The sequence below is a fragment of the Shinella kummerowiae genome (genome assembly GCF_009827055.1).
Lineage (GTDB): Bacteria > Pseudomonadota > Alphaproteobacteria > Rhizobiales > Rhizobiaceae > Shinella > Shinella kummerowiae.
Map to the genome: position 1 here is coordinate 464,027 of NZ_WUMK01000005.1, position 25,047 is coordinate 489,073.

The window sequence follows — 25,047 nt, forward strand, 5'->3', positions numbered from 1 at the left end:
CGGAAATGCGTACCAAACTCTAGAACCCCGCCAGGATCGAACGACCCGCGTAAAGGGTCAGAAAACTTCCAGTCCGGCAAAGCCGGTCAAACAGGAGAGAGACCATGCTGAAGAAACTTCTTCTCGGCGCCGTTGCGCTCGTCGCGCTCGCCGGCCACGTCCAGGCTGAAGACCTCAAGGAATTCCGCGTCGGCATCATCGGCGGCGAAAACGAAGCCGACCGCCTGCGCAACTACCAGTGCCTCGGCGACCACCTGAAGGCCGAACTCGGCTTCGAGAAGGTCTCGTTCTTCCCGGCTGCCGACTATGACGGCGTCATCCAGGGCCTGCTCGGCGGCACGCTCGACTACGCCGAACTCGGCGCATCTGGCTTTGCCAAGATCTACCTCGCCAAGGCTGACGCCGTCGAGCCGATCCTGACGACCGTCCAGACCGACGGCTCGACCGGCTACCACTCGATCATGGTCGCCCGCAAGGACAGCGGCATCACCAAGCTCGAAGACCTCAAGGGCAAGAAGCTCGGCTTCGCCGACCCGGACTCGACCTCGGGCTACCTCGTCCCGCTCGTCACCCTGCCGGAAGCCATCGGCGGCCCGGTCAAGGAATTCTTCGCTGAAACCGGCTTCGGCGGCGGTCACGAAAACCTCGTCCTCGAAGTGCTGAAGGGCACCTTCGACGCCGGCACGACCTTCGGTTCGGGCGTTGGCGAGTGGAAGGACGGCTACACGTCCGGCAACCTGCACAAGATGGTCGAGAAGGGCATTCTCGACATGAACGACATCGTCGAACTCTGGAAGTCGCCGCTGATCCCGAACGGCCCGATCGTCGTTCGCACCTCGATGGCTGACGAGACCAAGGCGAAGTTCAAGCAGTTCATGCTCGACCTGCCGAAGAAGGACGCAGCCTGCTTCTCCGCCGTCATGGGCGGCGATTTCACCGCGTTCACGGAAGTCAACGTCGACTTCTACAAGCCGATCATCGACGCCCGCAAGGCAACGATCGGCGGCTGATAGCCACGCAGACACTGGCGCCGGCCGCAACCCGGCCGGCGCTTCGTCATTTTTGAGCCCAGGCGGAACAGACGATGGCCATGAACACGCTTCACGACGGCTTCAGCGAGAAGGGCGCTCTGATCGAGCGACACTGGCAAGAGCTGAACGCACGGCGCCGCCTCTATACCTGGCTTGGTCTTGCCATCCTGGCGGTGGCGCTCTCCGGTTCGCTCTGGTTCGCCAATGAGACGAATGCCGGCAAATTCTTCGACCGGTTGCCCTATCTCTTCGACTTTGTCGGCGACATGGTGCCGCGCGACGGCCTCGAAGTTTTTCGCGCGCTGTTCGACCTGCCTTCGCCCTATGACGACGGCAGCTTCAAGTACAATTACCCCGAAGGCCGGCTCTATCTCACCGAGAGCTTCTACATCCCGGAATATTTCCACAAGATGCTGGAGACGCTGAACATCGCGTTGTTCTCCACTATCATCGGCATGTTCTTCGGCTTCCTGCTCTGTTTCCTCGCCGCCAAGAACCTCGTCGCTAACCGCCTGCTGCGCGGCTTTGTGCGCCGCTTCATGGAAATCCTGCGCGCCTTCCCGGAAGTGGTGCTTGCCGGTTTCTTCCTCGCCATCCTGTCGCTCGGGCCCCTGCCTGCCGTCATCGCTGTGTCGATCCACACGATCGGCGCGCTCGGAAAACTGTTCTTCGAGGTGGTCGAAAATGCGGACATGAAGGCGGAGGAGGGGCTTCGCGCCGTCGGCGCAAGCTGGATCGAGCGCGTCTGGTTCGGCATCGTGCCGCAGGTCCTGCCGAACTTCATGAGCTACTTCCTGCTGCGTCTCGAAATCAACGTGCGCGCCTCGACCATCATCGGCGCTGTCGGTGGCGGCGGTATCGGCGAGTTGCTGCGTTTGTCGATCGGCCAGAACCACCAGGCCAAGACGCTTGCCATCGTACTCCTGCTGCTCATCACCATCATCGCCGTCGACCAGTTTTCCGCCTGGCTGCGCCGCAAGCTCGTCGGCGACCACGCCTTCCGGCTGGCCCAATAGGAGTGTGCCATGACGACCCTCAATCCCGCACAAATGGATGAGATCGCGGCACGCCATCCGGCCGTCTTCCACCGCTCGTTCTGGCAGCGTTTTCGCGTGGCATTCATTGCCGGCGGCTTCGTGCTCTACGCGCTCTATTGCTGGTGGTTCTTCGCCATCGGCCATGTGCTCGGCACGGCCAACTGGAACATCGCCGGCACCTATCTCGCCGACTGGGTGTCCTACGAGGTGCGCCCGGAAGTGACGATCGCGTCCGATGGCGCGATGAAGCTCACCTATCCACGCTTTTCGCCGCTCGGGCCAAACGCCGAGCCCGATTGGGTGGAAATCGAGCGCGGCATGATGACCCGCACGACGCCGGCAGCAGATGCTGCAGGCACGACAGCCAAGAAACCGGCATCCATGGGCTTCATGGGCGCGGGGGCGACGCTCGGTGGTTCAGCCGCCGCGGCAGAAGGTCTTGCGACGGCGACGACGCGTGAGGAAGAGGTGGTCAAGCGCGCCAAGATCACGCTCAATGCCTCGACGAGCGTGGAGGTCGTACCGGAGCGCGTGACTGTCCAGCACGCCGGTGAGACGCTGGTCGTCAACATGGGCGGGACGGATATGACAGTCGAGGGCGCGCTTCCGGACTGGGCAACGCAGAAGACACCAGGCCAGAAGATCACCCTTGCGTTTGGTTTTGCCGGTTGGGGCCAGATCGAGCCGGACGATATCTCAATCCGCAGGCGCTTCCTCGGTTGGGCGAACTTCCTGTTCGACACGAACTCGCCGTTCCATGGCAAATCGACCTCAGAGGTTATCTCGCTGATCACCTCGGGCGAGCGGATCGACCCAAAACAATCGAACCTCTCGCTCGCCTGGGACAACATTCTCTACAATGCGGAATGGCAGCATCTCGATGTCTGGACGAAGCTGCTCCAGACGATCGTCATGGCCTTTGTCGGCACGCTGTTCGCCATGCTGCTGGCCTTCCCGCTCGCTTTCCTTGCGGCACGCAACATCACGCGCAACTGGATTTCCAATCAGCTCACCAAACGCCTGTTCGACTTCCTGCGTTCGGTCGACATGCTGATCTGGGCGCTGTTCTTCACGCGCGCCTTTGGCCCCGGACCGCTGGCGGGCATGTCGGCGATCTTCTTCACGGATACGGGTACGCTGGGAAAACTCTATTCCGAGGCGCTGGAGAACATTGACGACAAGCAGCGTGAGGGTGTGAAGTCGGTGGGTGCTGCCCCCGTCGCGGTGCAGCGCTATGGCGTGCTGCCGCAGGTCATGCCGCTCTTTGCTTCTCAGGCACTCTATTTCTGGGAATCGAACACTCGCTCCGCGACCATCATCGGCGCGGTCGGCGCCGGTGGTATCGGCCTCAAGCTCTGGGAAGCGATGCGCACGAATTCGGACTGGGAGAACGTCGCCTACATGGTGCTGCTGATCCTTATCGTGGTCTTCGTCTTCGACGGCATATCGAATGCGCTTCGCTCGCGGCTCATGGGCAAGCCTGCGCACTGAGCAGGTCCAGCAAAAGATCCGTGGGGCGGCATGATGCTGCCACACGAATCCCTACAAGGTCCGATGCCGCCGGTCCGGCGGCATTCTCTGAATTGCATAGGAATAAGCCATTGCGTTACGCCCTCTATTTCACCCCGTCCGCAAGCGACCCGCTGACCCTTTCCGCCCAGCGCTGGCTGGGGCGCAATGCGTTTACCGGGGCCGCTCTCGAGCAGCCGAGCGTGAACGGACTCGATGGGGCAGCGCTGGCAGGATTGACGGCGGATCCGCGCCGCTACGGATTCCATGCCACGATAAAGGCGCCGTTTTCGCTTGCCGAAGGCCGCTCGGAGGCGGAGCTTGTGGCTGAGATCGGCCGGTTCGTCAGCGAGACCGAGCCGTTCGAAATCCCGGAAATCATCGTCGGCCGCCTCGGGTCTTTCTTCGCTCTGGTGCCGGCAGACGAGTGCGCGCCACTGCAAGGCTTTGCCGGCGAAGTTGTGCGCCGTTTCGAGCGTTTCCGCGCGCCGCTGACGTCTGCTGATATCGCACGGCGCAAGCCCGATGAACTGACCGCCACTGAGCGGCAGAACCTCGTGCAATGGGGGTACCCTTACGTGTTCGATGAGTTTCGTTTCCACATGACTCTGACGGGACGCGTGCCGGCCGAACGCCGCGATGCCGTCGAAGGCGTGCTTCTCGATCAATTCGCCGACTTCCACGGCCGCCCGCTGGCCGTCCATGGCCTCGCGCTCTTCCGCGAACAGTCGCGCGGCGCCGATTTCACCGTCCATTCGCTCTTCCCGCTGGGTGGGGCAGCCAACAGAAAGACCGCCTGACATGACCCGCGAAACCGTTCTTTCCAATGCCCGCATCGTGCTTGAGGACCGTATCCTCGACGGCACGCTGGTGTTGCGCGATGGCCTGATCGCCGACATCTCCGAAGGCTCCTCCGCGACCGGCGAAGACATGGAGGGCGACTTCCTGATCCCCGGCCTCGTGGAACTGCACACCGATCACCTCGAAGCCCACTATTCGCCGCGCCCCGGCGTGCGCTGGGGCCTGACGGCGGCGATCCAGGCCCATGACGCCCAGGTCGTCACGTCCGGCATCACCACAGTATTCGACTGCCTGCGCATGGGATCGGACGAGGACGGTGGCTTCGAGAAGGGCGAGATGCGCGCCATGGCCAGTGCCATCGCCGAAGCGCAGGCCGAAGATCGCCTGCGTGCCGAGCACCTCATTCACTTGCGTTGCGAAGTCTCGACCGACAACGTGCTGGAGCATTACGAAGAATTCGAGAACGACCCGATGGTCCGCCTCGTCTCGCTGATGGATCACGCGCCCGGCCAGCGCCAGTTCCAGACGCTGGAGCAATATATCCTCTACTACAAGAAGAAGCGCGGCCTGACCGACGATGAGTTCGACGCCTTCTGCAAGCGCCAGCAGGATCTTTCCGCCCGCTACGCCAAGCCGCACCGTGATGCGATTGCCGCCTCCTGTGCGGCGCGCAACATCTCGGTCGCAAGCCACGACGATGCGACCTTGGAGCATGTCGAGGAAGCCATCGGCTACGGCATTCGCCTCGCCGAATTCCCGACCAGCTTCGAGGCTGCAAAGGCCTCGCATGGTGCCGGCATGAGCGTGCTGATGGGCGCGCCGAACATCGTGCGCGGCAAGTCGCATTCCGGCAACATCGCCGCCCGCGATCTCGCGAACATGGGCGTGCTCGACGTGTTGTCGTCGGATTACGTGCCGTTCAGCCTGATGCATGCGCCGTTCATCCTTGCCGATGAGGGCATGGACCTGACCAAGGCGATCGCCATGGTGTCGACGACGCCGGCTCGCACGGTCGGTCTCGATGATCGAGGCGCCATTGCCAAGGGCCTGCGCGCCGACCTCGTGCGCGTCCGCCGCCCCTCCGGCGTGCCGGTCGTGCGCTCCGTCTGGCGGCAGGGCAAGCGGGTGGCATGAGCATGGATGCCGAACAGGTGATCGCGCGGCCGTCGCCTGTGGCGGCGGGCACCATGGTCGTCGTCGTCGGCCCGAGCGGGGCCGGCAAGGACAGCGTGATGTCCTATGCTCAGCGCCACTTCGCAGACGAGGCGCGCGTGCAGTTCGTGCGCCGCGTCATCACCCGCCCGGCCGATGCCGGTGGAGAGGCGCATGAGGCAATCGATGCGGATGGCTTTCGCCAACGCGCGGCCGATGGCGCGTTTGCCGTTTCCTGGGATGCACACGGCTTGTCCTACGGCATTCCGCGCAAGACTCTCGATCAATTGGCACAGGGCGTGACGCTGGTCGCCAATGGCAGTCGCTCGGCGCTGCCGGCCTTTGCGGAGGCCTATCCGCGGCTGAAGGTCGTGCTCGTCACCGCCCGCCCCGACATTCTCGCTGCCCGTCTCGCCGCGAGAGGCCGGGAAAGCACGGAGGCGATCGCCAAGCGGCTTGAGCGCGCCGTGCCGGAAATCGTCGTCTCGGCCGATACCGTCGTCATCGACAACAGCGGCGCGCTTGAAGCGGCGGGCGGCGCGTTCATCTCGTTGCTCGCCTCGGCGCTGGCGCGCAACGATTAGGTCAATCGTTCTTCAGGGACTTGTAGGCCGAAAGGGCGCATTCGCGCGCCTTGCGATGATCGACGATCGGCTTGGGATAGGTTTTGCCAAGATCGAGGCCTGCTTCCTTCAACACGGGTTCCGGCGCGTCGAAGGGCTTGTGAATCCAGGCGGAATCGAGCATCTCCAGTTCCGGCACGAAACTGCGCACATAGGTCCCGTCGGGATCGAATTTTTCGCCCTGCAGGATCGGGTTGAAGATGCGGAAAAACGGCGAGGCATCCGCACCGGACCCTGCCACCCATTGCCAGTTCGCCGCATTCGACGCCGCATCGGCATCCACCAGCGTATCGCGAAACCATTTTTCGCCGCGCCGCCAGTCGATCATCAGGTGCTTGATCAGGAAGGACGCGGTGATCATGCGCACACGATTGTGCATCCAGCCATGTTTCCAGAGCTGCCGCATCCCCGCATCGACGATGGGATAGCCCGTCATGCCGCGCGTCCAGAGTTCGAAATTTTTGCCCGCCGCCTCCCATGGAAAGGCATCGAACCGGCTGTTCCAGTTTTTCTCCGCCAGTTTCGGGAAATGAAAATGCAGATGGTAGCAGAATTCCCGCCAGGCCAGTTCTTTGCGGAAATGCACGACATCGTCCTTCGATGACGTCAGGCCACGGGTTGCGTGCCAGACGCGGGCGGGAGAGATTTCCCCGAACGCCAGGTGGGGCGACAGCATGGATGTGGCATCGATTGCCGGAAAATCACGATCCGTCTTGTAGCCGTCGATTGCCCCATCGGCGAAGTCGTCAAGGCGTTCGCGTGCCGCGCCTTCTCCCGGCGTCCAGATGTCGGTGAAGGAGCATGCCCAATTCGGCTTCGTCGGCAGAAGGTGCCAATCGTCCAGCACGTCGGATGCCGGTGCTTTTTCGGGAGGCCGCAGTTTTTCCGGCGCATCGGTCGGTTCGTGTGGTTCTCCATCCCGCTCCAGCGCCTTCCAGAACGGTGTGTAGACGCGGTACGGCTTCTTTTCTCCCGTCAACAGGCGCGTCGGATCGTGCAGCAATTCCGCCGCGAAGCTTCTCGTGTCGACACCGCGTGCCTTGAGCGAGGCCTTGATAACCTTGTCGATTTCGACACCGGCCGGATTATGCCTGCGGTTCCAGTAGAGGCCGCCGGCACCGGTTTCCTCGATCATATCATCGAGAACCTTGCCCGCCGGGCCGCTGCGAAGGACGAGGGGCGTTCCAAGCCTGTCGAGCGTGCTGCCGAGAGACGCCAGCGAGTGATGCAGCCACCAGTCCTGCGCCGCTCCGAGCGGACCCGTTCCGGCCTCCGCAGGTTCGCGTATGTAGAGCGCGATGACGGGGTGCTCGGTCTCCGACGCGGCGATCAGGGCGGGATTGTCGTCCGTGCGCAGATCCTTGCGGAACCAGACGATGATCGGAGCCCCATTCTCTACCGTCATGTCTGGTTTCCTTTCTGCTCTGCTGCGTGGGTGATCATTTCGGCAGCGGGCGGGTCAGAATGAAGAGAACGCTTCCCGACAGGATGAGCCCGACAACGACGGCAAGAAGCGGCGACGGCTGCGTACGATACCAGAAGAAGCCATAGCTCACGGCAATGAGAGAAACCGCGACGACTTTCGCACGCGCGGCGATTGCGCCCTCGCGCTGCCAGTTTCGCAACGGCGGTCCGAGCGTGCGGTGGTTGAGCAGCCATTGCTCCAGACGGGGCGAGGAGCGGGAAAAGCACCAGACGGCAACCAGCAGGAACGGCGTTGTGGGCAGCAAAGGCAGGAAGGCCCCGACGATGCCGAGCGCCGTCATCAGCAGGCCAGCCAGCATATAGATCGAGCGCACGGGGTTCCTCGTCGTAAAGGGTGTCGACCGTTCAGATAGAGTGCTTTGCCCGCCCCTCCAAGGGGGTATCGCGCCGCGGTGATTGGAACGAACATCTTCGTCAGGCATTCCTTGCGGACGGAAACAGGGCAGGGCGAAGCGAATGTTGGATGATGCGGCAAGCGGAAACACGAATGCCTGGTGGACGACGCACCGGGGTGCATCGCCCGTGGTCGCGACGGCTATTCACGATGGCCATGCGGTTTGCGAAAACCTGCTGCTGAAAATGGCACTCGACGAGGATGAACGCCTGCGCGAAGAGGACCCTTTCACCGCGCAAACCATCCGCGACCTGCAAAACCGTATCGTCTTTCATCGCTCGCGTTTCGAGGTCGATCTCAATCGTGCCCGGGACGGGGCTTTCTACCTCTTGCCCGAGCAGGCCTGGGGGCTGAAGGTCTGGCGCGAAAAGCCCACCGATGCGGAGATCGCGGAGGCGCTCGCCGTTCACGACGCCTATTATGCCATGCTGGAAAACTATCTGCGTGGCATCGCGGCACAATACGGTCGCTTCATCGTGCTGGACATCCACAGCTACAACCATCGCCGCGGCGGAGCGGCAGTCGCTTCGACCGAGGCGAGCGAAGCCCCGGAAATCAATATCGGCACCGCCTCGATGGACCGAGAGCGCTGGGCGCCGGTCATCGAGGCATTCATGGCCTTCGCCGCGGATTTCGATTTTCTTGGCCGCAGGCTCGACGTGCGCGAGAACGTCGCCTTCCAGGGGCGGGGCGAGCAGACGCGGTTCATCCATGAGCGGTTTGCCGACAGCGGCTGTGCCATCGCGATTGAATTCAAGAAGATTTTCATGGACGAGTGGACGGGCGCGCCGGACTGGCAGGCCATCGCGGCGTTTCGCGCGCTGATCACCGGATCCCTGCCTGTGCTCGAAGGGGCACTGCGGGAGGTCGCATGAGCCCGACCAGGAAGGTCCGAAAACCACGACGAAAGAAGGAGAAGTCGCTGGCCGAAGAGGTCGTCGAGGCGCTCGAGGCCGGGAAATCGGTGCGCAGGGATCTCGAAGGAGGGCGCCTTCATATCGACCGGCCGTTGCCGTTCCTCTGTCTGCATGTCGGGGAGCCGGACGGGCACATTGTCGCCCGCGAGGTTGCGGCGGCAAATGCCTCTTATCTGCTTGTCAGCCGGATCGAGGATGCCGTTGAACTCATCGTGCCGATCGCAGACGCGCTCCGCCGGAAATTCGGCACCTTCGTGCTGTTCGACATAGACGAATTCGATCGCGACCGGCTGCTTTCCGACGACGCACCGTTTTTGCAGCCTTTCGAAGTCATGCTGTCGGCAACGCCCGGTATTGCGGCGAACCGGGCACTGGAGGCGTTTGAAACGGCGGTCAAGGCGTTCGAGGCGCGTTTTCGCACGCCGCATGTCGAGCTTTGTGCCGCAGACGACGATCCCTGCGTGCGCTCCGAGCTTTTGGCTTTGCAACTGCCGCTCCTGACGCTGCGTTTCGCGCCGATCTACCGCGTGACGGGATCGGACGCCACTTATCCGGATTTGCGCGAACGGCTCATCGACAACTTCCTCGATGCGGGCCTGCGCGCCTTCGCGGCGTTTCTCGATGCCGATGGCTTCCCGAAGCCGGCCACCTACCGCGCCTTTGGCCGCAAGGCCTTCATCGACGCGGTCGAACGGGCGGACCGCGGGATGGACGACGTCGCTTCGAGTTTCGATTTCCTGCTTGCCGTCACCCCGATCAATGCGGATGCGGCCTGGAAGGAATTCAAGGCGAACAAATTCGAAAAGCCGCCGCGGTTCCTGTATCGACCACTGAGCCTGCTGGTGGAACAGGAAAAGCGCCGGCTCTATTCGATCGCGCTCGACCGGCTCGAAGATCCGGTGCTGCACCAGATCTACCGGGAAAAGCAGCAGGAACTCGATCTTCAACTGACGCTGATCGCTGAACGGGAAAAAGCGCGGTTCGTCGAGTTTGGCCGTACGCTTTACGGCCCGGTGGAACCGTCGCTGTTGAAGGCTGCCCGCGAGGTTCTGGATGGGACCTCCGATGCCAGGCGCTTGCCGTCCCTTTCGGACGATGATGACGAGGTTGTGGACTGCTTCTACGTCGAGCATCGCGCACGCTCCATGATGCTGGACTACCATCTTCGCTACGACGGTTTCGACGCCGCCATCGAGCTGCGTGACGACGTGCCTGCCGGTCTCTTGGTATCGGGGCGCCGCCTGCTCATTTCCCGCCGCACACGCATGATGCGCCACCGCGTGGAAGCGCTGCTCAGCCACGAGGTGGGGGTCCATCTTCTCACCTATTTCAACGGTTCGGCACAGGGGCTGCGCGTGTTCCGGACGGGCCTTTCGGGTTACGAGGGCATGCAGGAGGGACTGGCGGTTTTCGCCGAATTCCTGGCCGGCGGCTTCACGCCGGAACGCCTGCGTCTGCTGGCCGCCCGCGTCATCGGTTGCGATCTCATGCTGGCGGGAGCGTCCTTCGCTGAAAGCTTTCGCGTACTGGTACAAGACTATGATTTCGACACGGAAATGGCATTCGGTCTTCTGCTGCGGGTCTTTCGCGGAGGAGGACTCGCCAAGGATGCGATCTATCTGCGCGGCCTGCTGTCGCTGCTTAGCCACCTGAAGGCCGGCGGTGCGCTCGATCCGTTCTGGATGGGCAAGATTTCCGCGTCCCATTTCAGCGTGATGGAGGAGCTTGGAGCCCGCGGCCTGCTGAAGGCACCGATCCTTCGCCCCCTCTGTCTCGAAACCGACCGGGGGCGCGCAAGGCTGGAACGCGCCCGCGCCGGTCTCACCCCCCTTTCCATGCTCGAAGCTTGAGGAGAGCAGCCATGCGCATCGCCTTTTTCGTCAACTCCATCGAGGGGGAAACCCCGACCTATACGACCACGGCGCTCGCCATGGCGGCGGTCGCGCGCGGACACGACATTTGGTACATAACGCCGGGTGATTTCGTGCTGCGCGCCGACGACACGCTCTCGATCCGGGGCCGTGTTCCGCCCGGCAAACGCTACAAGAAGCCGGAGAGTTTTCACGCTGCCCTCCAGGGTGACGACGCAGCGATCGAGACGATGGATGTAAGCGACGTCGACGTCGTTTTCCTTCGCAACGACCCCTCGCTTGATGCCGACGACCGGCCCTGGGCGGCCCATGTCGGTGCGATGTTCGGCCGACTTGCCGCCGCGCGCGGAAGCATCGTCGTCAACGATCCGGACGGTCTGTCGCTGGCGCAGAACAAGCTTTATTTCCAGGGATTTCCACGGGCGGTTCGTCCCGAAACGCTGATCTCCAAGAGTATCGACGAAATCAAGGCCTTCATCGACAGCCACAAGGAAGGCGTCATCATGAAGCCGCTGCAAGGGTCCGGCGGCAAGAACGTCTTCAAGATCGGCTCCGCCGATGAAGCAAATCTCAACCAGATTTTCGAGGCGGTCAGCGGCGAGGGATACCTGATCGTCCAGAACTACTTGCCGGCCGCAACAGAGGGAGACGTCCGTCTGTTCCTGATGAACGGCCGCCCGCTGGAGCACGGCGGTAAATATGCCGCCATCCGCCGCGTGCCGGCCAAGGGCGAGGTCCGCTCGAACATTCACGCGGCCGGGACGGCTGTCGCCGTCGAGATCACGCCGGAAATCCTGGCGATCGCTGAAATGGTCCGCCCCAAGCTCATCGAGGACGGCATGTTCCTGGTCGGCCTCGACATCGTCGGCGACAAGATCCTGGAAATCAATGTCTTCACGCCGGGTGGCCTTAGCGCAATGCTCGATCTCTACGATGTCGACTTTGCCGAGAACATCATCTCAGCGCTGGAAGACAAGGTAACCCAGCGCGACGCCTATGCCGGCGTGATTGCCAACAGGACACTCGCTACCTTGTAAGGGCGATCAGATCAGTTTGCTGTTTGCCGCAGCCTTGGAAGACTTCGCCTTGGCGACGGCTTTGGCTGCGGCCGGCTTCTCAGCCGCGGCATCCGCCTTCTTCTTCGACTTGGCCGCCTCAGACTTCTTGTCCTGGGCTTTCGCGGAGATTTCGATCAGCGGCTTCTTCTTGCTCGCCGGCTTTGTCTCGGGGGCGAGTGCCACGCGCTCGAACTCCTCACGCTCAAGCACAGCCTGGGCCCAATGGTCGGCGTCATGACCATGCGGTCGCCCGGCTTCTTCCCAGATCGTGTAGGCGCGCTTGCTGATCCATTCACTTCTCGCATCCGTCATCGTGTATCCTCGTTTGAGAGTGGACTGACGCCGTGCCGGATATGCCGCAGGTTGCGCGCAGTCACCGGGAGACGGAACTCACTGGACACCGGGAAATATCGGCCGGCAGGTCTGCTACATGCGATTCGCGGGATAAGAATGCGCCCAAAGCGACATGGCATCAAGCCGAGCGGATCGCGACACGATCCCCGTTTTGACGGATAGTAATGAAACCCACTCGCGTGTGGCGTCGCGATCTGGCGTAAATTTGGAAAAGTTTCATGCTTGCGGGTGGACAGCATCAATCCCGCCAACGTATTGTCCGGATGAAAGAATCTTCAAGACAAGCGGCGAACTAGAGAGGCAGGGCGTTTGGCAGCATTCGGGCAACAGCATCGACCGGTTTGTCGGGCTTTTCGCCTTCTTTGCACCTCGCTGACCTGTCTTTTGTTGTTGATATCGACGCTGTCGGCTCCCGCTACCGCCAGCGCCCCGTCGAAAGTGCTTCGATACGGCACACAGAAGGCGGCGAATACCTCATCTGCTCTTGCCGATATGGAATGCCGCAAGCGCCCCGTCGCTGGCAAGGCGACCCCGCTCGATGGCGGCGGTATCGATCTCGGCTGTCTATCGGCGAACACGGGCGTGTATGTGAACGGTACTGCCGTCAACGCGGCCATCGTTCCGCCTTTCGCGGCCGGCAGTGATCGTATCCAGACGCGTGGGGCGCGTGCCCCTCCGTGCAGTTTCGCCTGACGACTGCCCCGATCGTCTCCATCGATCGCCGCAGTCTTCCCGATGTCGCCGGCGTGCCGGCATGTGAGAAGCTCTGACGTTCGAAAGCGATCGACCAATCGATGACAGGTGAAATGATTCTGGTCCTGCTGGTCTGCCTTCCCTTTGCGGGAAGCCTTGCCGCGACCATTCTCTTGCGGACGGATTCCCGCATTCTTGCAGCGCGCATGTCGGGCGTCGTGTCGTTTGCCGCCCTCCTGTTGACGGCGGCGCTCTATCCGGCGGTGCGCGATGGCGGCAAGGTTCGGCTCGATCTCGAATGGCTGCCGCAGCTCGGATTGAACGTCACGCTGCGCATGGACGGCTTTGCCTGGCTTTTCGCCATGCTCATCACCGGCATCGGTTGCCTCGTCGTGCTCTATGCGCGGTACTACATGTCGGAAGAGGATCCGGTCCCGCGCTTCTTCTCCTTCCTGCTCGCCTTCATGGGCTCCATGCTTGGCATCGTGCTGTCGGGCAACATCATCCTGCTCTCGGTGTTTTGGGAGCTGACCAGCATCTTCTCCTTCCTGCTCATCAGCTACTGGCACAACAATGCCGCGGCGCGTGACGGCGCACGCATGGCGCTGACGATCACCGGCATTGGCGGCTTCTGCCTGCTCGCCGGCCTGCTGGTGCTCGGCCATATCGTCGGCAGCTATGACCTCGATGTGGTGCTCGCCTCTGGAGACCAGATCAAGGCGCATCCGCTCTATCTCACCGCGCTCGTGTTGATCCTCATGGGCGCATTGACCAAAAGCGCGCAGGTGCCGTTCCATTTCTGGCTGCCGAATGCCATGGCGGCGCCGACGCCGGTCTCGGCCTATCTGCATTCCGCCACCATGGTGAAGGCGGGCGTCTTCCTGCTGGTGCGTTTCTGGCCGGCCCTGTCGGGCACCTATGAATGGTTCATGCTGGTCGGCATCGCCGGCATCAGCACGCTGATCCTCGGCGCCTATTTCGCCATGTTCCAGCAGGACCTGAAGGGCCTGCTCGCCTACTCGACGATCAGTCATCTGGGCCTCATCACCACGCTGCTCAGCCTCGGCAGCCCCGTCGCTGCGGTCGCGGCGATCTTCCACATGATGAACCATGCCACCTTCAAGGCGTCGCTCTTCATGGCCGCCGGCATCATCGATCATGAGACCGGCACGCGCGACATGCGACGATTAAGCGGGCTCCTGAAATACCTGCCGATCACCGGCACGCTCGCCATGGTGGCGAGCGCGGCCATGGCCGGCGTGCCGCTGCTCAACGGCTTCATCTCGAAAGAGATGTTCTTCGCCGAAGCCGTTGAAACGCACGCGGATTCCGTGCTCGACCGCATCCTGCCCTATATCGCGGTGCTCGCCGGCGCCTTCTCCGTCGCCTATTCGCTCCGCTTCATCCACATGGTGTTCTTCGGCCCTGAACCGACCGACCTGCCGAAGCCGAAACCGCACGAGCCGCCGCACTGGATGCGCTTCCCGATCGAATTCCTGGTGCTCGCCTGCCTGGTGGTCGGCATCATTCCCAGCCTGTCGATCGGCCCGTTCCTGCATTCGGCCGTCGTCTCCGTGCTTGGCGACCGCACGCCGGAATACAGCCTCGCTGTCTGGCACGGCATCAATACCCCACTCATCATGAGCGTGATTGCGCTGGTCGGCGGCGTGGCGCTCTACGCGGTGATGAAGGACTACCTCGCCAAGTGCGACGATGGCCCACCGCTCTTCCGCCATCTCGGCGGCCAGCGCATCTTCGAGCGTGTGCTCGTGACTGTCTCGTGGAAATGGGCGCGCTGGATGGAAAGCCGCCTGGGCACACGCAATCTGCAGCCGCAGTTGCGCCTCATCGCCGCTGCCGGTCTGCTGGCCGGTGTCTTGCCGCTCTATATCGCCGGCTTTGCGCCGACACCGCTCGCTTTTGACGGTATCGATCCGATCTTCGCCGCCGTCTGGTGTGTTGGGGCGTTCTGTGCGCTGGGTGCGGCCTATCAGGCGAAATATCACCGTCTTGCGGCGCTCGTCCTGCTTGGCGGCGCGGGCATCACCACCTGCATCACCTTCGTCTGGCTGTCGGCCCCGGACCTTGCCATCACGCAGCTCGTCGTCGAGATCGTCACGACGGTCCTGTTGCTGCTCGGCCTGCGCTGGCTGCCGAAACGGTCCGAAAAGGTCGACAATTCGGTCACGTTTTCTGCCCGTAGCCGCCGCTTTCGCGACTTTCTGCTCGCGATTTCCTGCGGCTTCGGCATGTTCGTTTTCTCCTACGCGATCATGAAGCAGCCGGTGCCTGATGCGATCGCCAGCTATTTCCTGGAGAAGGCCTATACCGAAGGCGGCGGGCGCAACGTGGTCAACGTCATCCTCGTCGACTTCCGCGGCTTCGACACGCTGGGCGAGATCGCCGTTCTCGCCATCGTGGCCCTGACCGTCTTCGCACTGCTGCGTCGCTTCCGCCCGGCGCCGGACAGCGTGGACAAGCCGGAACAGCAGCGCATCCAGAATGCCTATGACGCGGAACGCCCCGAGCGTTCGGCGGGCGATACCGTGCGCGACTACCTGCTCGTGCCGTCCGTGATCATGCAATGGATGTTCCCGGTCATCATCACCTTCTCGATCTACCTGCTCCTGCGTGGGCATGACCTGCCGGGCGGTGGCTTCGCCGCTGGCATCACCATGGCGATCGCCTTCCTGCTGCAATATCTTGCCGGCGGCGTGCGCTGGGCAGAAGACCGCCTGCGCATCCTGCCGCTGCGCTGGATGGGCATCGGCCTTCTTATGGCGGCCCTTACGGGCATGGGCGCCTGGCTGTTCGGCTATCCGTTCCTGACGACCTATTCGCAATATATCGAGCTACCCTTCATCGGCAAAATTCCGGCAGCGACCGCCCTCCTGTTCGATCTCGGCGTCTTCTCGCTCGTCGTTGGCGCCACGGTGCTCATCCTGATTGCGCTTGCACACCAGTCCATACGTACGCATCGGGTCCGCGGCCTCGAAGCCACCAAGGCGGAGGAAACCTGATGGAACTCGTCCTTTCGATCGGTATCGGCATCATGACGGGGTCCGGTGTCTGGCTCATCCTGCGCCCGCGCACCTATCAGGTCATCATCGGCCTTTCGCTGCTGTCCTATGCGGTCAACCTCTTCATCTTCGGCGTCGGCGGCGTGAAGTCCAATGCCGCGCCGTTGCTCGGCGAGGGCGTCGATATCTCGACGGTGACCGATCCGGTACCGCACGCGCTGGTGCTGACCGCCATCGTCATCGGCTTTGCCACGACGGCACTCTTCCTCGTGGTTCTACTCGCCGCGCGCGGCCTGACCGGCACAGACCATGTCGACGGCAGGGAGCAGCCGAAATGAGCGGCTGGCAGCAACACCTCATCATCGCGCCGATCCTCATCCCGCTTGTCGCCGGCGCAACGCTGCTCTTCTTCGATGAGCGCGAGCGCGTCATCAAGGCCATGATCAGCGTCGTTTCGGGCCTGGCGCTTGCCGCCGTCGCCATCAGCCTGTTCCGGCTTGCCAATAGCGGCGAGGGCACCTTCGAGGGTGTCTATATGCTCGGCAACTGGCCGGCGCCCTTCGGTATCGTGCTGGTGGTCGACCGGCTGTCGGCATTGATGCTCGTCCTCGCCTCGATCCTGGCGATCCCCACGCTCGTCTATGCGCTCGCCCGCTGGCACACCGCGGGGGCGCATTTCCATTCGTTGTTCCAGTTCCTGCTGATGGGGCTCAACGGTGCGTTCCTGACGGGGGACCTTTTCAACCTCTTCGTCTTCTTCGAGGTGATGCTGGCCGCATCCTATGGCCTGCTGATGCACGGCTCCGGTTCCATGCGCGTCAAGGCGGGTCTGCACTACATCGCCGTCAACCTTGCGGCGGCGCTCTGCTTCCTGATCGGCGTCAGCGCCATCTACGGTTCGGCGGGCACGCTCAACATGGCGGATCTCGCCGTGCGCATCGGCGAAATCGAAGGCGAGCGACGCATGCTGCTGGAGGCCGGCGCCGGCATTCTTGGCATCGTCTTCCTCATCAAGGCCGGTATGTGGCCGCTGAATTTCTGGCTGCCGGGTGCTTACAGTGCCGCGACCGCTCCGGTTGCCGGTATTTTCGCGATCATGAGCAAGGTCGGCATCTACGTCATCCTGCGCCTCTCGTTGCTGGTCTTCGGGCAGGGCGCTTCCGCCGGCCTCGGGCTCAACGTCCTGCTCTACGGCGGCATGGCGACCATCGCCTTCGGCACGATCGGCGTGCTGGCCTCGCAGGCGCTGGGGCGGCTGGCAAGTTACTCCGTGCTCGTCTCCTCGGGGACCCTGCTCGCCGTGCTCGGCCTCAACAATGGCATGGTGACGGCCGGCGCGCTCTTCTACATGGTGAGCTCCACGCTCACGATCGCCGCCTTCTTCCTGCTCATCGAACTCGTCGAGCGCGGGCAGGACGCCGGCGCGTCGGTTCTCGCCGTGACGATGGAAGCCTATGGCGATGCGGACGAGGAGGATGAAGAGGTCGAGGTCGGCGTCACCATGCCGGGGACGATCGCGGTGCTCGGCATCTGCTTTGCCGCCTGCGGCATCCTGCTCTCGGGCCTGCCGCCGCTCTCCGGCTTCGTTGCGAAGTTTGCCATGCTGTCGGGCATGATCGGCACGAGTGCGCAGGGTGACACACCCATTGCTGCCTCCGCCTGGTGGATCGTCGGTCTGCTCATCCTGTCTGGGCTCGCCGCACTCATCTCCATGACGCGCGCCGGCATCCGCACCTTCTGGGCCTCGATGGAGGGCACGGTGCCGCGCGTGCTCGTCATGGAAATGGCGCCTGTCATGCTGCTGATCGCCCTGACGCTCGCATTGACCATCAAGGCGGGGCCGGCGATGAGCTATATGGAGGAGACCGTCCGGAACCTGCAGCAGCCAACGACCTATATCGATGCCGTGATCAATGCGCGCCGCGCAGGCGTGAGCGAACCGAGCGGGCCGGATGGCGGGGGAGGGCTCTGACATGCTGCCCTATCCGCTTCTGAGCGCCTCGCTCGTCATCATGTGGCTTGCCCTCAACGGGTTTACGCTCGGTCATCTTATTCTTGGCTGCATCGTTTCGGTCTTCGCCTCCTGGGGCATGGCGGCGCTCCGCCCTGTCAAGCCACGCCTGCCCAAATGGTACCTGCTGCCCAAGCTGGTCAGCATCGTACTCTATGACATCGTGCGCTCGAACATCGCCGTCGCCTCCATCCTGCTGACGGGACGCAGCAAGCGCATCAAATCCGGCTTCATAACCGTTCCGCTGGAACTGGAGAACCCGACGGCGCTCGCCGTACTCGCCGTCGTGGTGACGAGCACGCCGGGAACCGCCTGGCTGGAATACAACTCGCTGAACAAGTCGGTGCTGATCCATGTGCTCGACCTCGTCGACGAGGAAGCGTGGCGTGTGTTGATCAAGACCCGCTACGAGGCGCTGCTGCTGGAGATCTTCGAATGAGCCACACGATCCTCCTCTGGTCCGTCACCTTTGCGCAGATCTGCCTGGCCACCGCGATGGCGCTTGCCGCCCTGCGCATGTCGCGCGGCCCGCGCGCGCAGGACCGCGTGCTGGCACTCGACACGCTGTACGTGAACTCCATGCTTCTCCTCATGGTGTTCGGCATGCGCACCGGCAAGGTCATCTATTTCGAAGCTTCCCTGGTGATGGGCATGCTTGGCTTCGTCGCGACGGTTGCCCTCGCCAAATTCCTGATGCGGGGGGAGGTGATCGAATGAGCACGATCGAACATGCAAGCGAACTGCCGGCCTGGGCAGCACTCCTTGTCTCCTTCTTCTTGGTTGTCGGCGCCGGGCTCACGCTGATCGGCACGATCGGTTTCGTCCGCTTGCCGACCTTCTACGAGCGCATCCATGCGCCAACGCTGGGCACGAGCTGGGGCACGGGCGGCATCGTCATGGCCTCGATGATTTTCTTCACCGTGCTTGCCACGCGGCCCGTCGTTCACGAAATTTTGATTGGCATCTTTGTGACAGTCACCACGCCGGTCACGCTCATGCTGCTCGCCCGTGCGGCGCTGCATCGCGACCGAACCGAAGGAAATCCGGGCGTTCCAGCCGAAGGGCCCGTCCAGTCGCCGGGCGAGAGCGTGGACGCCAAGTGATCTCCCGGTTGTAAGGACTTTGGAACATGTTCCGGCAATATTAAGGCTGCCCCCTCTAATTTGCCCGCTCATGGGGCAAAGCCATTCAAAACCCGCCGCCCGTGATGCGTCGATCATGGAAGAGACGATCATGCATGCCAGGAAAATTGTCGTCTTGACGTCGCACGTCTTCCTCGACGGCTTCAGGAAGGCGAGCATCCATTTTGTCACGCGCAACTGGGCGACGGCCGGGCATGACGTGTTTTTCACGACAGTCGGCCACAGCGGGCTGAGCCGCTTCAAACAGAAGGCGCGGCTGGAGGCGTTGCGCCGCACGCAAGGCAATCGCTACGCAGAGATCGAGCCGCACCTTCACGCGGGTGCCTATCTGCCGCCAATCCATGCCTTCAGCACGTCCAACCCGCTCGTCAATGCTGCGGTGAAACCGCTTTTCGCGCTCTATGGGCGATATCTTCCCGGATTCGTGGCGCAGAAGATCAAGGAGGCGGATCTCGTGGTCGTCGAAAGCGGCACGCCGGTCGCCTTCGTTCCGCTCCTCCGGCAGTTGAACCCGAAGGCGAAACTGCTCTATTTCTGCCGTGATCTCCTGAACAGCGTGGGAGCGGCACCCTATCTTTGCGAAACCGAGCGTCGGGTCATCGGGTCGTTCGACAGCATCTGCGTTCCGTCGCGCCACCTTGGCGAGATGCTTCCGCCGGGGGGCAAAGTGAACTTCGTCCCGCAGGGCATCGAAGGGGCTGCCTTCGACAAAGCCGACGTCTCACCCTATCCGCAAGGGAGCCGCAATGCGGTCGCCGTCGGCGATATGCTGTTCGACCAGGCCGCCGTGGAGCAGATGGCAGCCGTCGCGCCCGAAGTGACGTTTCATCTCTTTGGCATCCGGTGGCGCGGGGATGTGCCCAGCAATATCGAGGTTCATGGCGAGCAGTCGTTCGAAACTCTGGCCGCCTATATCCGCCATGCCAATATCGGACTGGCGCCTTACAAGGTGAACACCAGCGAAGTCTATCTGGCGGAATCGAGCCTCAAGCTGCTGCAATACGGCTACTGCCTGCTTCCAGTCGTGCTTCCGGATATCATTCCCGTGTCGCGGGGCAACGAAATCACCTATTCGCTCGATGCGGCCAACGATTGGCGGGCCATCATCGACACCGCACTCGGCTGGCCACACGATCCGACCTACCGTGACGGCATTCTCAGCTGGGAGGACGTGGCGGCGCAGACGCTCGACACGGTGTTTCCGCAGCAGGCTTAACCGGTTCTCGCCGGAGATGCGGCAATCAGCTCGACAAGGCGTTGAGCAAGGGGGCGCAGCGCCCCCGGCAGGCGCGTTTCGACCAACTGGAACAGGCGTGTTGCCTCGTCCGTCGCGATGAGACCAAGCAGCCGGATTGCCACCAGATAGACGAGGGCACCCGTACCAATAGCCAGAACGATCCCGATTATACCCGGCACCACCACCGTGGCGGCAAAGGCCGCGACGCCGCAGAGGCTCGCGGCGACCAGCGTGCGTAAAAGCGCATTCCAGGGGGCCGAGGGACCACCATCGCTGCTTGCGGCCCGCAGCAAAAACGCCAGTGTCAGTGTTTCGGACAGGACCCGGACCACCGCCGCGCCCCAAATTCCCGCGACCGGCACGACGATGATCAGCAGGGTAAAAATCAGCGCTGCGGAAAGAAGCGTCACATGCATCAAGGTGCGCGCCCGCGCGCCGGCGGCTAGAGAGGCCCAGGGCACCACGGCGATCCCGGCCGGCACGGAAGCCAGCATGAACAGCACGGCGGCATTTGCAGCCGGCGCAAAGTCATTGCCGAAGACGAGAGGAACGAGCGGGCCGACGACCGCCGCCCCACCAATGCCGAGCGGCATCATGAAGAGGGCGGTCAACCGCAGGCTGTTCCTGTAGAGTTCGCTGGGCGGACCGGAGGCGCCTTCGCTGGGCGCGCGCGCCGTAAGGCCAACGAGGAAAGCGGGCGACAGTTGGAGGGTCATCTGGCCCACCAGACCAGCAAACACCACGGCGGCAGCGAAATAGCCGACATCCGCATCGGCGAGGAAATAGCCGATGACGAGGTATTCGATGCGTGTGAGCAGGATGATGTCGATCGCGTCGCTTGCCCACATGCTGCGGCGGTAGCTCTGCATTTCGGGCGACAGGACGGTTGCCTCCGGCGCGGAGCGGCGGCCGAGATGTTTGGGCAGGCTGAGAGCCTGCGGCAGATACCGGGTCAGCATGCCGAGAAAGGCGCCGCCCGGCCCCACCAGAAAGGCGCCCATGAAGACGAGCGGTATTTGCAAGAGGCTCCCGACGGCAGTGATGGCGGCAACCTCGCCGAAGCGCCCACGCCCACGCGCGGCCGCGGCCGAGAAGGCGGAAAAGACATAGGCGAGGAAAAGCACGCTTGCAGCGATCCAGATCCAGGGTGCCGGGCGGCCCAGGGTTCTGTGATAAAGGCCATAGGCAAGAAGCAGCAGGAAAACCACGAGCACGACGGGCAGGAACGACTTGAAGGCCTGCCGCACGACCGGACGCCATGCCGGCTCGCCCTGATCGCGTAGTGCTGCCACGTAGCGCAGAACCATCTGCGGAAATCCCCGGTCCGCAAGCGCGGCGGCGCAGACGACCACCCACATGGCATAGGCGACCGTGCCCGAGCCGGCCGGGCCGAGCACGCGCGCGTTTATGACGCTGACGAGAAAGCCTGCCATCAGCGATACGAGTGTTGCCGCCAAATTGAGCAGGGAAGAGCCGAGGATGCTGGTCATTCGCCCTTTTCTCACGAAAAGATAACTTTGCATTAAATAAAGCCGGGCATTGGTGGACAGTGGCAAAATAAAGGCGGTGAGAGCGATGATGGACAAACCGGAGCGCAAGGAGACGTTCCTTGTCCCCGGCTATCAGCAGCGGACACTCAAGGAGATGTTCCATCACCTGATCTGGCGCGTGATCAAACCGCTGCCCGACAAGCCGTACCTGAAGCTGAAATACTGGGTCATCAAGGGTAAATGGCCCGATATCGATCGGCCGAAGACGTTTTGCGAGAAAGTGCAGGCGCGTAAACTCTACGACCGCAAGCCGATCTACGCGACGCTGGTCGACAAGGCCGCTGTGAAGCCCTTCGTCACGGAAAAGCTGGGATCGGCCTATGTGACGCCGACCTATTGGGTCGGTAAGGATCTTTCGACGGTCGATTGGACAACGGTTCCCCTGCCGGCTGTGGTCAAGCCCACCCATGCCAGTGCGCAGGGGCGGTTCCTCTACACGCAGGACGATATCCAGCGCCTGCTTGCGGAAAACCCCGCGCCGGCGTGGCTACAGCTCGACCATGCCCAGTACAATCGCGAATGGGCCTATAGCGGCGTGAAACCGCAAGTCCTCATAGAAGCGATGCTGGTCGTGGATGGCGGCGTGCCATGGGACTACCGCTTCTTCACCTTTGACGGCGTCGTGTCGCATATCGAAATCAATCTGCGGATCGACGGCGAGGGCTATGCCTGCCACTACACGCCCGATTGGGTGAAGCTGCCGTTCCATGATCCCGATTACCTGACGTTCTATCCGGGCGAGGTGCCGAAGCCGGCGCGTTTCGACGAAATGATGCGCATTGCCCAGACCATCGGCCGCGGCTTCGATTTCCTGCGCATCGACCTCTATGCCAGCGACGACTGGATCAAGCTCGGGGAACTGACGCTCTATCCCGGCGGCGGCTTCGAGCGCTTCGATCCCCCACACTATGACCGGTTGATCGGCGACAAATGGACACTCGGTTTCGACCTGCCGAACGCTGCTTAGCCGCCAGCCGTTGACCACGACCGTTCGTCATTCGATAAGAGCGGACCACGCGAACCGGGGGCGATGCGTTGAAGACACCGAAAGCCGCTCCAGCGCCCAATGACGATGCGGATGCCGCAACGCCGATGACCAAGACCGGCAGGCAGGATCGCCGTCATCTGCGCGGGCAGGCGAGCGCTCAGCGCATCATCGACACCACCATCCGCCTTATCGCCGAAGAGGGTATCGCGGGCGTCACCATGCAGCGCATCGCCCGTGAAATCGGCTCCTCCAATGCGCTGGTGGTTTTTCACTTCGGTTCGAAGGAAAAACTCTTTCGCGCGGTTCTCGAATATCTCAACGAGCAGTTCGCCCGTCTCTGGGAAGAGACGGTGAACGCGCCCGACCTTTCGGCCGCGGAGCGCGTCGTCGCTTCCATCGACTGTGCCCGGCATTTCCGCTACCGTCATCCGGACTGGGTGTCCGTCTGGGTGCTGTTCGGCAGCGACCGGCAGACCATGCAACTCGACCGCCTGATCAGCCTGCCGAGCGACAAGGCCTATCTCGCCCAGTCGCGTGCGCTGCTTGCCGAGGTGGCGCGAGATGGCGGTTACGAGAACGTGGATACGGATACGCTTGCCGAGGGGCTGAACTACCTCGTCCAGGGCGCCTGGTACTGGGATACGTTCAATCCCGACATGGCCCGCTCGGACGCCTTGCACAAGACGGCCCTGGCCCTGCTGCGTCAGGCTTTTCCGAAAAGTTTTGCGGCTTCATAGAAAAAAGGGCCCCGCACGAAGCGGGGCAGCAAGCGCCACGGTTTGGCTCCCAATGACGCGGGGAAGCTCGCGGGTTGCGCGAGTGATATCCAAGTAGAATGTTGCCGAAACGCAGGGAAGGTCTGATTCGGCGAATCCGGTACGCTCGTGCAAATAAACTGTGCTGACGCCTAGCGGATAAGCAGCCGCCCCGTCCATGCGGCCGCTTAAGGGGCCTCCTTCAAGATCGCCGAGAAGAGCGGATCGAAGGCGCGGCGGATCGGCTCGGCAGCCGCACCGAGTGCCACGGCCCAGGGACCGACCATGCCGATCTGCAGACGGGGCAGGCTTCGGTCCGGCCGGTCGGCGTTCGACGGGATCAGGGGGAACATCGCCTCGAAGAGCCGCTTCGCCAAGGGCTCCGGCGCACTGCCGGAAAGGATCACCGTCTGCGGGTCGAAGATGGTTTCGACCATATGCACGGCCTGCCGCATGTCGGCAGCGGCACCCTCTAACCAGTCAAGGATGCGCGGATCGTCTGCAAGCGTCAGCCGCTCGACGTCGGCATAGGCTTCGGTGGTCGCCGAATCGAGGCCGAGATGCTGGAACAGTGAGGCAAGCGAGGAGCGGTGCTCCAGTGGTGACTGGGTTCCGCCCCGCGAAAACAGAACCATGCCGATCTCACCCGCATTACGGTTGCTGCCGGTATAGAGTTCTCCGCCGAGGATGAGGCCGGCGCCGATACCATAGCCGAAATAGATGCAGACGGCGTGATCGAGACCGTCAGCCGAGCCATTCATCCGTTCCGCCGTCGCGCACGCTGTCGCGTCGTTTTGCAGGCTGGTGGCAAGCCCCGTGCCGGCCGCCAGCGTTTCCACGAGCGGAAAGGATTGCCACTGCGCCATCATCCACGTGTCATCGTCCGAAGGCGGCAGTCCGAACGGGCCGGGCATGGCGACACCCAGACCGGCAAGCCGGTGCACGGAGTCCGGAAAACGGGCGGCAAGATCGCGGCGAACGGTTTCGATCAGGCCGAGGATGAGCTTGCTGCCCTCCGCCGGCCCTCCGGCCGGAAGGTTGGCCACAACACGTGCCACCTCACGGCCCATCAGGTCGACAGCGACGACGCGCGTCAGATGACGATCGATCTGCACGCCGAGCGAAAAGGCCCCTTCGGGAACAAGGCGGTAGGGGGTCGAGGGTTGTCCGCGGGCGCCACGAACCACGTCTTCCGAGGCGACGAGCCCGTCGGCCTCTAAGCTTTCGATAAGGTTCGAAATTGTCTGCTTGGTCAGCCGCGTGGCGCGGGCGAGATCGGCGCGCGACAGCGGCCCGTTCAGGCGGATGGCCTCGATGACGACGCGCCGGTTATGCGCGCTCGTGCCCTCCTGGTTGGTCCCGCTCTTGGCGCGGATCGTCCGCAAATCATGCATCGGCAATTCCCTCTTGACACCATTT

The 25,047-nt window shown here is 62.8% G+C and carries 23 protein-coding genes; 18 read left to right on the forward strand and 5 right to left on the reverse strand.

All coding sequences use genetic code 11. The features are described from left to right. The first annotated feature begins 104 nt into the window (after window positions 1-104). The 6 genes from phnD (at window position 105) to phnN (ending at window position 6,114) form a co-directional block, all read left to right on the forward strand. Window positions 105-1,010: a phosphonate ABC transporter substrate-binding protein gene (phnD, locus tag GR138_RS15805; protein WP_160860199.1), complete on the forward strand. Its 906-nt coding sequence runs from the start codon at window positions 105-107 to the stop codon at window positions 1,008-1,010. Between the two features lie 80 nt (window positions 1,011-1,090). Next, a complete protein-coding gene (gene phnE, locus GR138_RS15810; protein ID WP_246200486.1) occupies window positions 1,091-2,047 on the forward strand; it encodes a phosphonate ABC transporter, permease protein PhnE in 957 nt (318 codons plus the stop codon). A 9-nt stretch (window positions 2,048-2,056) separates the two neighbouring features. After that, entirely contained in the window at window positions 2,057-3,559 is a 1,503-nt protein-coding gene (gene phnE / locus GR138_RS15815) for a phosphonate ABC transporter, permease protein PhnE (RefSeq protein WP_160860201.1), read from the forward strand. Window positions 3,560-3,669: 110 nt separating this feature from the next. Continuing rightward, window positions 3,670-4,377 (forward strand): DUF1045 domain-containing protein, encoded by a 708-nt coding sequence (locus tag GR138_RS15820; protein WP_160860202.1) that lies wholly within the window; start codon window positions 3,670-3,672, stop codon window positions 4,375-4,377. 1 nt (window position 4,378) lies between these two features. Next, the gene (locus GR138_RS15825; RefSeq protein ID WP_160860203.1) at window positions 4,379-5,512 is read left to right on the forward strand and encodes an alpha-D-ribose 1-methylphosphonate 5-triphosphate diphosphatase; all 1,134 of its coding nucleotides are present in this window, start codon (window positions 4,379-4,381) and stop codon (window positions 5,510-5,512) included. Continuing rightward, complete coding sequence (gene phnN / locus GR138_RS15830; RefSeq protein WP_246200488.1) at window positions 5,509-6,114, forward strand: phosphonate metabolism protein/1,5-bisphosphokinase (PRPP-forming) PhnN; 606 nt, start codon at window positions 5,509-5,511, stop codon at window positions 6,112-6,114. The genes GR138_RS15825 and phnN overlap by 4 nt, the downstream gene beginning before the upstream one ends. A 1-nt stretch (window position 6,115) precedes the next feature. Here phnN and GR138_RS15835 read toward each other — a convergent pair whose 3' ends face one another. Together GR138_RS15835 and GR138_RS15840 are read right to left on the reverse strand one after the other, a co-directional pair. After that, a complete protein-coding gene (locus GR138_RS15835; RefSeq protein WP_160860204.1) occupies window positions 6,116-7,558 on the reverse strand; it encodes a cryptochrome/photolyase family protein in 1,443 nt (480 codons plus the stop codon). A 34-nt stretch (window positions 7,559-7,592) separates the two neighbouring features. Further along, window positions 7,593-7,952 carry a DUF454 family protein gene (locus GR138_RS15840; RefSeq protein ID WP_160860205.1) on the reverse strand — a complete coding sequence of 120 codons (360 nt, stop codon included), beginning with the start codon at window positions 7,950-7,952 and terminating at the stop codon, window positions 7,593-7,595. Window positions 7,953-8,094: 142 nt separating this feature from the next. Here GR138_RS15840 and GR138_RS15845 point away from each other — a divergent pair, with 142 nt between their 5' ends. The 3 genes from GR138_RS15845 to GR138_RS15855 are packed head-to-tail and all read left to right on the forward strand — an operon-like array spanning window position 8,095 to window position 11,857. Continuing rightward, window positions 8,095-8,907: an N-formylglutamate amidohydrolase gene (locus GR138_RS15845; RefSeq protein WP_160860206.1), complete on the forward strand. Its 813-nt coding sequence runs from the start codon at window positions 8,095-8,097 to the stop codon at window positions 8,905-8,907. Further along, window positions 8,904-10,799 carry a flavohemoglobin expression-modulating QEGLA motif protein gene (locus GR138_RS15850; protein WP_160860207.1) on the forward strand — a complete coding sequence of 632 codons (1,896 nt, stop codon included), beginning with the start codon at window positions 8,904-8,906 and terminating at the stop codon, window positions 10,797-10,799. The genes GR138_RS15845 and GR138_RS15850 overlap by 4 nt, the downstream gene beginning before the upstream one ends. A gap of 11 nt (window positions 10,800-10,810) precedes the next feature. Beyond that, the gene (locus tag GR138_RS15855; RefSeq protein ID WP_160860208.1) at window positions 10,811-11,857 is read left to right on the forward strand and encodes a glutathione synthase; all 1,047 of its coding nucleotides are present in this window, start codon (window positions 10,811-10,813) and stop codon (window positions 11,855-11,857) included. 6 nt (window positions 11,858-11,863) lie between these two features. Here the strand turns inward: GR138_RS15855 and GR138_RS15860 are convergent, their stop codons facing one another. After that, window positions 11,864-12,190, reverse strand: coding sequence for a DUF2934 domain-containing protein (locus GR138_RS15860; protein ID WP_160860209.1), 327 nt, complete (start codon window positions 12,188-12,190; stop codon window positions 11,864-11,866). A gap of 836 nt (window positions 12,191-13,026) precedes the next feature. Between GR138_RS15860 and GR138_RS15865 the strand changes: the two genes are divergently transcribed. The 7 genes from GR138_RS15865 (at window position 13,027) to GR138_RS15895 (ending at window position 20,314) form a co-directional block, all read left to right on the forward strand. Further along, window positions 13,027-15,945: a monovalent cation/H+ antiporter subunit A gene (locus GR138_RS15865; protein WP_160860210.1), complete on the forward strand. Its 2,919-nt coding sequence runs from the start codon at window positions 13,027-13,029 to the stop codon at window positions 15,943-15,945. Beyond that, a complete protein-coding gene (locus GR138_RS15870) occupies window positions 15,945-16,283 on the forward strand; it encodes a Na+/H+ antiporter subunit C (protein ID WP_160860211.1) in 339 nt (112 codons plus the stop codon). Before GR138_RS15865 ends, GR138_RS15870 begins: the two co-directional genes overlap by 1 nt. Further along, the gene (locus GR138_RS15875; RefSeq protein ID WP_160860212.1) at window positions 16,280-17,917 is read left to right on the forward strand and encodes a monovalent cation/H+ antiporter subunit D; all 1,638 of its coding nucleotides are present in this window, start codon (window positions 16,280-16,282) and stop codon (window positions 17,915-17,917) included. The genes GR138_RS15870 and GR138_RS15875 overlap by 4 nt, the downstream gene beginning before the upstream one ends. A 1-nt stretch (window position 17,918) precedes the next feature. Beyond that, on the forward strand, window positions 17,919-18,395 hold the full coding sequence (locus tag GR138_RS15880) for a Na+/H+ antiporter subunit E (protein WP_160860213.1): 477 nt from the start codon (window positions 17,919-17,921) through the stop codon (window positions 18,393-18,395). Continuing rightward, window positions 18,392-18,673 (forward strand): K+/H+ antiporter subunit F, encoded by a 282-nt coding sequence (locus tag GR138_RS15885; protein WP_160860214.1) that lies wholly within the window; start codon window positions 18,392-18,394, stop codon window positions 18,671-18,673. Before GR138_RS15880 ends, GR138_RS15885 begins: the two co-directional genes overlap by 4 nt. Next, window positions 18,670-19,059 (forward strand): monovalent cation/H(+) antiporter subunit G, encoded by a 390-nt coding sequence (mnhG, locus tag GR138_RS15890; RefSeq protein ID WP_202402665.1) that lies wholly within the window; start codon window positions 18,670-18,672, stop codon window positions 19,057-19,059. The genes GR138_RS15885 and mnhG overlap by 4 nt, the downstream gene beginning before the upstream one ends. A 130-nt stretch (window positions 19,060-19,189) precedes the next feature. Next, the gene (locus GR138_RS15895; protein ID WP_160860215.1) at window positions 19,190-20,314 is read left to right on the forward strand and encodes a GumK N-terminal domain-containing glycosyltransferase; all 1,125 of its coding nucleotides are present in this window, start codon (window positions 19,190-19,192) and stop codon (window positions 20,312-20,314) included. Here the strand turns inward: GR138_RS15895 and GR138_RS15900 are convergent. Continuing rightward, window positions 20,311-21,825 (reverse strand): lipopolysaccharide biosynthesis protein, encoded by a 1,515-nt coding sequence (locus GR138_RS15900; protein WP_160860216.1) that lies wholly within the window; start codon window positions 21,823-21,825, stop codon window positions 20,311-20,313. The genes GR138_RS15895 and GR138_RS15900 overlap by 4 nt on opposite strands. Before the next feature lie 85 nt (window positions 21,826-21,910). On the opposite strand from GR138_RS15900, the gene GR138_RS15905 reads away from it, so the two are divergent. Both GR138_RS15905 and GR138_RS15910 read left to right on the forward strand, forming a co-directional pair. Next, complete coding sequence (locus GR138_RS15905) at window positions 21,911-22,852, forward strand: ATP-grasp fold amidoligase family protein (RefSeq protein ID WP_160860217.1); 942 nt, start codon at window positions 21,911-21,913, stop codon at window positions 22,850-22,852. Between the two features lie 68 nt (window positions 22,853-22,920). Beyond that, a complete protein-coding gene (locus tag GR138_RS15910) occupies window positions 22,921-23,610 on the forward strand; it encodes a TetR/AcrR family transcriptional regulator (RefSeq protein WP_246200490.1) in 690 nt (229 codons plus the stop codon). Window positions 23,611-23,816: 206 nt separating this feature from the next. On the opposite strand, the gene GR138_RS15915 is transcribed toward GR138_RS15910, so the two are convergent. Then, window positions 23,817-25,022, reverse strand: a complete 1,206-nt coding sequence (locus tag GR138_RS15915; protein WP_160860218.1) for an ROK family transcriptional regulator — start codon at window positions 25,020-25,022, stop codon at window positions 23,817-23,819. Window positions 25,023-25,047: the final 25 nt, after the last annotated feature.

Excerpts from the sequence above, each read along its gene's own strand:
- phnD (WP_160860199.1), top strand. The coding sequence starts at position 105 with ATGCTGAAGAAACTTCTTCTCGGCGCCGTTGCGCTCGTCGCGCTCGCC.
- phnE (WP_246200486.1), top strand. The coding sequence starts at position 1,091 with ATGAACACGCTTCACGACGGCTTCAGCGAGAAGGGCGCTCTGATCGAG.
- phnE (WP_160860201.1), top strand. The coding sequence starts at position 2,057 with ATGACGACCCTCAATCCCGCACAAATGGATGAGATCGCGGCACGCCAT.
- GR138_RS15825 (WP_160860203.1), top strand. The coding sequence starts at position 4,379 with ATGACCCGCGAAACCGTTCTTTCCAATGCCCGCATCGTGCTTGAGGAC.
- phnN (WP_246200488.1), top strand. The coding sequence starts at position 5,509 with ATGAGCATGGATGCCGAACAGGTGATCGCGCGGCCGTCGCCTGTGGCG.
- GR138_RS15835 (WP_160860204.1), bottom strand. The coding sequence starts at position 7,558 with ATGACGGTAGAGAATGGGGCTCCGATCATCGTCTGGTTCCGCAAGGAT.
- GR138_RS15845 (WP_160860206.1), top strand. The coding sequence starts at position 8,095 with ATGTTGGATGATGCGGCAAGCGGAAACACGAATGCCTGGTGGACGACG.
- GR138_RS15850 (WP_160860207.1), top strand. The coding sequence starts at position 8,904 with ATGAGCCCGACCAGGAAGGTCCGAAAACCACGACGAAAGAAGGAGAAG.
- GR138_RS15855 (WP_160860208.1), top strand. The coding sequence starts at position 10,811 with ATGCGCATCGCCTTTTTCGTCAACTCCATCGAGGGGGAAACCCCGACC.
- GR138_RS15860 (WP_160860209.1), bottom strand. The coding sequence starts at position 12,190 with ATGACGGATGCGAGAAGTGAATGGATCAGCAAGCGCGCCTACACGATC.
- GR138_RS15865 (WP_160860210.1), top strand. The coding sequence starts at position 13,027 with ATGACAGGTGAAATGATTCTGGTCCTGCTGGTCTGCCTTCCCTTTGCG.
- GR138_RS15870 (WP_160860211.1), top strand. The coding sequence starts at position 15,945 with ATGGAACTCGTCCTTTCGATCGGTATCGGCATCATGACGGGGTCCGGT.
- GR138_RS15875 (WP_160860212.1), top strand. The coding sequence starts at position 16,280 with ATGAGCGGCTGGCAGCAACACCTCATCATCGCGCCGATCCTCATCCCG.
- GR138_RS15880 (WP_160860213.1), top strand. The coding sequence starts at position 17,919 with ATGCTGCCCTATCCGCTTCTGAGCGCCTCGCTCGTCATCATGTGGCTT.
- GR138_RS15885 (WP_160860214.1), top strand. The coding sequence starts at position 18,392 with ATGAGCCACACGATCCTCCTCTGGTCCGTCACCTTTGCGCAGATCTGC.
- mnhG (WP_202402665.1), top strand. The coding sequence starts at position 18,670 with ATGAGCACGATCGAACATGCAAGCGAACTGCCGGCCTGGGCAGCACTC.
- GR138_RS15895 (WP_160860215.1), top strand. The coding sequence starts at position 19,190 with ATGCATGCCAGGAAAATTGTCGTCTTGACGTCGCACGTCTTCCTCGAC.
- GR138_RS15900 (WP_160860216.1), bottom strand. The coding sequence starts at position 21,825 with ATGACCAGCATCCTCGGCTCTTCCCTGCTCAATTTGGCGGCAACACTC.
- GR138_RS15905 (WP_160860217.1), top strand. The coding sequence starts at position 21,911 with ATGATGGACAAACCGGAGCGCAAGGAGACGTTCCTTGTCCCCGGCTAT.
- GR138_RS15915 (WP_160860218.1), bottom strand. The coding sequence starts at position 25,022 with ATGCATGATTTGCGGACGATCCGCGCCAAGAGCGGGACCAACCAGGAG.